Annotated in this window: 7 protein-coding genes; all 7 read left to right on the plus strand. The window is 40.5% G+C overall.

Annotation, left to right across the window (positions count from 1 at the left end):
* On the plus strand, positions 1-210 hold a 210-nt coding region (locus B2V92_RS06220), incomplete at its 5' end, for a DNA-3-methyladenine glycosylase (RefSeq protein ID WP_293305853.1).
* 53 nt (positions 211-263) lie between these two features.
* Complete coding sequence (locus B2V92_RS06225) at positions 264-752, plus strand: pyridoxamine 5'-phosphate oxidase family protein (protein WP_293305855.1); 489 nt, start codon at positions 264-266, stop codon at positions 750-752.
* A gap of 64 nt (positions 753-816) precedes the next feature.
* Positions 817-2103 (plus strand): kynureninase, encoded by a 1287-nt coding sequence (kynU, locus tag B2V92_RS06230; RefSeq protein WP_293305857.1) that lies wholly within the window; start codon positions 817-819, stop codon positions 2101-2103.
* A 16-nt stretch (positions 2104-2119) separates the two neighbouring features.
* Entirely contained in the window at positions 2120-2980 is an 861-nt protein-coding gene (locus tag B2V92_RS06235; protein WP_293305859.1) for a bestrophin family protein, read from the plus strand.
* The gene (locus B2V92_RS06240; protein ID WP_293305861.1) at positions 2980-3882 is read left to right on the plus strand and encodes a histone deacetylase family protein; all 903 of its coding nucleotides are present in this window, start codon (positions 2980-2982) and stop codon (positions 3880-3882) included. The genes B2V92_RS06235 and B2V92_RS06240 overlap by 1 nt, the downstream gene beginning before the upstream one ends.
* 42 nt (positions 3883-3924) lie before the next feature.
* Positions 3925-4608, plus strand: a complete 684-nt coding sequence (locus tag B2V92_RS06245) for a pseudouridine synthase (protein ID WP_293305863.1) — start codon at positions 3925-3927, stop codon at positions 4606-4608.
* A gap of 38 nt (positions 4609-4646) precedes the next feature.
* A complete protein-coding gene (locus B2V92_RS06250; protein ID WP_293305865.1) occupies positions 4647-5381 on the plus strand; it encodes a hypothetical protein in 735 nt (244 codons plus the stop codon).
* Positions 5382-5441: the final 60 nt, after the last annotated feature.

Consider the following 5441-nt stretch of genomic DNA (forward strand, 5'->3'; position numbering starts at 1 on the left):
GCAAAAGCACTGGGTATTGATAAAGCGTTTAATGCCAAACAGCTTACCGGGGATGAGATCTGGATCGAAGATCATCGTATCAGGTACAATGACGAAGATATTGCTGCAACTCCCCGCGTGGGTATTGCTTACGCCCAAGAACACGCGTTATTGCCCTGGCGTTTCTTTGTAAAGGGCAATAAATATGTAAGTAAACCGAATAAGGTTTAAATAATACAAACTTTTCTTGCTGCTTCCTGTTTTTTATTTATATCCCTGATATTATGAAAAACGAGAAAAATATAGCAATTCTTAAAGAAATGGCAGAAAGTGTGCGAACCTGTATGTTCACCACATTTTCTTCCGGTGATGAATTTGGAAGCAGGCCAATGGGCACTGCGAAAATTGAAGACGACGGAAGTTTGTGGTTTTTTACCAATGAGTATTCGCCAAAATCAAAAGAGATTTCCAAGGGAAATAATGTATTGCTGGCCTATAGCGATCCCTCTAAAAACACTTATTTAACTGTAAAAGGCAAAGCGGCGCTTGTTGATGACAAAGTGCGTAAAGAGGCATATTTCTCGCCCTTTATCAAAGCATGGTTTCCCGATGGTATTGATGATCCGAGGTTGATCCTGATAAAAGTTACGCCCGAAGAGGCAGAATATTGGGATGCATCCGCATCAAAAATTGTAGTGCTTTTCAGTATCTTGAAGGCGGTGGTAACCGGAGATACTCCTGATTTAGGTAAGCACGATACGATGAAATTTTAATAAAATAAAGCGAATTGAAAAGCAGGGTTGGAAACAATACCTGCTTTTTTTGTAATATTGGACAATGAATTTCGAAAACACCCTTTCATTTGCCCGGGCGCAGGATGAGGCTGATCAGCTCCGTCATTTTAGGTCACAATTTTTATTTCCAAACCATAGTGGAAAAGACTTTATTTATCTGTGTGGTAATTCTTTGGGTCTTCAACCTAAAGTAGCCAGTGAGGTTTTAAAAGTGCAGTTGGATAATTGGGCCAACTATGCTGTAGAGGGGTGGTTTGATGGAAATGAACCCTGGATGTTTTATCACAAAGAGCTTAAAAGGTTAATGGCGCCGATAGTTGGGGCATCGCCTGCAGAGGTTTGCCCGATGAATACCTTAACCGTAAATCTGCACTTGTTGATGGTGAGTTTTTATCGGCCAAAAGGTAAGCGGTTTAAGATCATTATGGAGGGCGGTGCATTTCCTTCTGATCAGTATGCTATTGAAAGTCAGGTAAGATTTCATGGTTTCGACCCAAAAGAAGCGATTTTAGAGGTTTTCCCGCGAGAAGGTGAAGAAGTGCTCAGGACAGAAGATATCGTTGCTCAGATCGAACAAAACGGCGCCGAAATTGCATTGGTGTTATTTGGCGGAATTAACTATTATACCGGGCAATGGTATGATATGGAAACAATTACTAAGGTTGGACACGAAATCGGGGCAATTGTGGGCTGGGATCTTGCCCATGCAGCCGGAAATGTTCCGGTAAAACTTCACGATTGGGATGTCGATTTTGCCTGCTGGTGCTCGTATAAATATCAAAATTCTGGTCCTGGGGGCATTAGTGGTATATTTGTTCACGAAAAACATTTCGGTAATGCCGATTTAAACCGCTTTGCGGGCTGGTGGGGCTATCAGGAGAATAAACGTTTTAAAATGGAAAAAGGCTTTATTCCCGAGGCCGGAGCTGATGGCTGGCAGGTAAGCTGCACACAGGTAATGCCGATGGCTTTATACCATGCTTCGCTGCAGATTTTTGAAAAAGCTGGCTTTATCGAACCGTTAAGAAATAAAAGTATTACTTTAACTAAATACTTAGAGTATATTATAAATGAGGTAAATAATGAATTAGGAGTGGAGCAATATAAGATCATTACACCTAAAGATCCAAACCACAGAGGTGCTCAGTTATCCATTATCGCGCAGCGCAATGGCAAGCAGATTTTTGATGGTTTGGTCGCTAATCATATCCTCGGCGACTGGCGTGAGCCCGATGTAATCCGTTTAAGTGCTGTGCCGCTTTATAATTCTTTTGAAGATGTTTACCTCACCGGACAGGCGCTGTTAAAAATAAGTAAGGATATTTTATAAAATCAACGCTACAATCATGATCAATTATAACCCCAAAAACTGGAGCACATTTATCTTCCATATTCATAAAAGCGACACATTTAGAAAGCTTTGGCCTTTAATGCTTGCTGTAGCAGCATTTTCAGGAATGGTGGCTTATGCCGAACTTAACTTTTTTCAGCTTTCTAAAAGCAGTTACGTCACTAATGTGGGCATGATGCACAGCTTGTTGGGCTTCGTTTTGTCGCTACTATTGGTTTTCAGGACCAATACCGCTTATGACCGATGGTGGGAAGGAAGAAAGTTGCTGGGCTCGTTAACCAATGTAAGCCGTAACCTGGCGATGAAAATCAAGGCGCTTAAACTGGATGATGAAGATGTCCGTTTTTTCGAATATGGCATCCCTAAATATGCTTTTGCTTTAAAAGAGCATCTTCGCGAGAAGTTGTATTTTGGTAAAAACAGTCTTTTGATAGAGGTTGAAGAAGGTAAACATATCCCAAACCAGATAGCAGGTAGTTTAATCAGCAGGTTTTATGGTTTGTTGGAAAAGGGACAGATTTCGCAGGAGCAGTTTATTGTACTTTCAGGTGATTTTAATCAGTTTACCGACATCTGTGGTGCCTGCGAAAGGATTAAGAATACCCCAATTCCTTTTTCTTACAGCGCGTTTATCAAAAAATTCATCTTCATTTACGTGGTTACTTTACCCTTTGGATGGGTATTCAGTCTTGGGTATTTTGTGGTGCCGATTGTCCCCTTTATCCTCTATGTACTAGCGAGTTTGGAGCTGATAGCTGAAGAGATAGAGAATCCGTTTGGTTATGATGCAAATGATCTTCCTGTAGATCAGATCTGTACCAATATCGAAAAACATGTTGGGGAGATTTTAGGTTAATGATCAAGATTGCCTGGCATCCGATATATGCGCATCCACTGCCCGAAGGCCACCGTTTTCCGATGCTCAAATATGAATTGATCCCTGGGCAGCTTTTGCACGAAGGTACTATTGGGCAGGATAATTTATTTAATCCCCAACCGGTGAGTGAAGAAATTGTGCTGCTAACGCATGAGAAAAACTATTGGGAGCAATTGAGGGATTTAAGTCTTTCTGCAAAGGATCAACGTCGTATCGGCTTTCCCCTGGATGCACAACTGGTAGAGCGTGAATTAAGGATTGCACAGGGAACAATTGATGGTGCACATTTCGCTATGGCCAACGGGATTGCCTTTAATATAGCCGGAGGAACCCATCATGCTGGTAGTAATTGGGGTGAAGGTTTTTGTTTGCTAAACGATCAGGCTATTGCTGCTAACTATTTATTAAATAACAATTTAGCAAAACGCATCTTAATCATTGATTTAGATGTCCATCAGGGAAATGGTACCGCCGAAATCTTTCAGAAAGAACCAAGGGTATTTACCTTTTCGATGCATGGCGATAAAAATTTTCCTTTCAGAAAAGAAATTTCGAGTTTAGATTTTCCCCTTGATGATGGTCTGGAGGATGAAGCCTATTTATCAATCTTAAATACTAATCTTAAAAAGGCATTCGAAAGGTCTAAGCCTGATTTTGTATTTTACCTGTCTGGGGTTGATGTGCTCTCTACTGATAAATTAGGTAAGCTGGCGTTGAGTAAAACTGCCTGTAAAGAACGTGATAGGGTGGTGCTGCAGGCCTGCAAGGCTAAAAACCTACCTTTGCAGATAAGCATGGGAGGTGGTTATTCAGTTGATATTAAAGATATTGTTGATGCCCATTGCAATACTTTCCGCCTGGCTTTTGATTTATTTGCATAGGCAATCCCTCAAAAAACATAATATCCTTATCTTCGCGGCAATATGTTGGAGATAATTTATCAGGATGAGCATTTAATTGCAATTAACAAACCGCATGGTCTTTTAGTACACCAATCGTCAATTGCCAGGGATGCCACTGAATTTGCATTACAATTGCTTAGGGATCAGGTGGGTAAACACGTAAGTCCCGTACACAGGCTGGATAGAAAAACTAGCGGGATCTTATTATTTGCTTTTGATAAAACAGCTGAAATTGCTATGCATCAGCAATTTATGAATACAGAGACAGATAAAAAATACCTGGCTATTCTACGGGGTTTCACGCCTGATGCAATGGATATCGATTATCCCTTGGCCAAAGAAAATGGAACCATGCAGGATGCTTTTACCTCTTTCCGAACGCTCCAAAAGGCTGAAGTTGAGGTTGCGTTTGGTAAACACCCAACTTCAAGATATTCGTTTATTGAGGCTACGCCCAAAACCGGCAGGATGCACCAATTGAGGAGGCATTTCAGTCATATTCTTCATCCCATTATTGGCGATCGTACGCATGGCTGTAACAAGCAGAATAAATTTTTTAAAGAGCAATGGGATATGACCACCATGTTGCTGCATGCCTCTGAACTTGGGTTTCTTCATCCAATTACCAAAGAAAAAATACACTTAAAAGCCGGTTTACATGATGAATTTAAAAGAGTGATGGATTTTATGAAAATGGAATACTAGCACAATTTTTGTCTTCAAAATCTGTTTATATAGCATCTATGATTAAATACTTACGATTTACACTCCCAGTTTTAGCGCTTTTTGCAGCCAGTTGTTCTTCTGTTTACATGCCAAATGTTCCAAATACGCCCATGTTGAGCAAGCAGGGTGAATTTAGCGGGGGTGCGCACATTTCTTTAAAAGGTAATGCCAGTGTTAATGGTGCCTATGCGGTTTCAGACCATGTTGGGTTGCTGTTCAGTGGTTCGAGGATGAACAGCGAACGAAAAACCAAAGATTTCGGACATAAGTTAATTGAGATCGGAGGTGGTTACTTTGATACTTTCGGGCCTGAAAATAACCGTATCATCGAAATTTACGCTGGTGTAGGTAAGGGCTGGAGTGATATTACACTCCGTGATTTTAAAGATGATATTCTGATCAGCAACGAAGTGCAGGATGTAGATTACAGAAAAACATTTCTGCAGGTGAATTATAGTTCGAAAAAGAAAAACAACCTGCACTTATTCGGAACAGATTTCCCGATAAACTATGGTACGGCATTAAGGATAAGCCATATTAAAATGGATCGTTTTTTTATTAACGAAGTGGTGCAGCCCAAAGAAGATAACATTTTCTTCGAACCTGTATTTTTTACACGTATGGCACTTAGCAAAACTTTTCAACTGCAATATACCACCAGCAGTAATATTGGCTTAAAGAAGCGTAAATACATGTCTGCGGGCAACTCTATCTTCACCATTGGTGTTGTGGTTAATGTCGGAGGAAAGTAATATAAGATACGTCATTTCGACTGTAATGCAACGAAATGGAGAAATCTGTCTCGAGATAGA

Source organism: Pedobacter sp. UBA5917 (assembly GCF_002432345.1).
GTDB lineage: Bacteria > Bacteroidota > Bacteroidia > Sphingobacteriales > Sphingobacteriaceae > Pedobacter.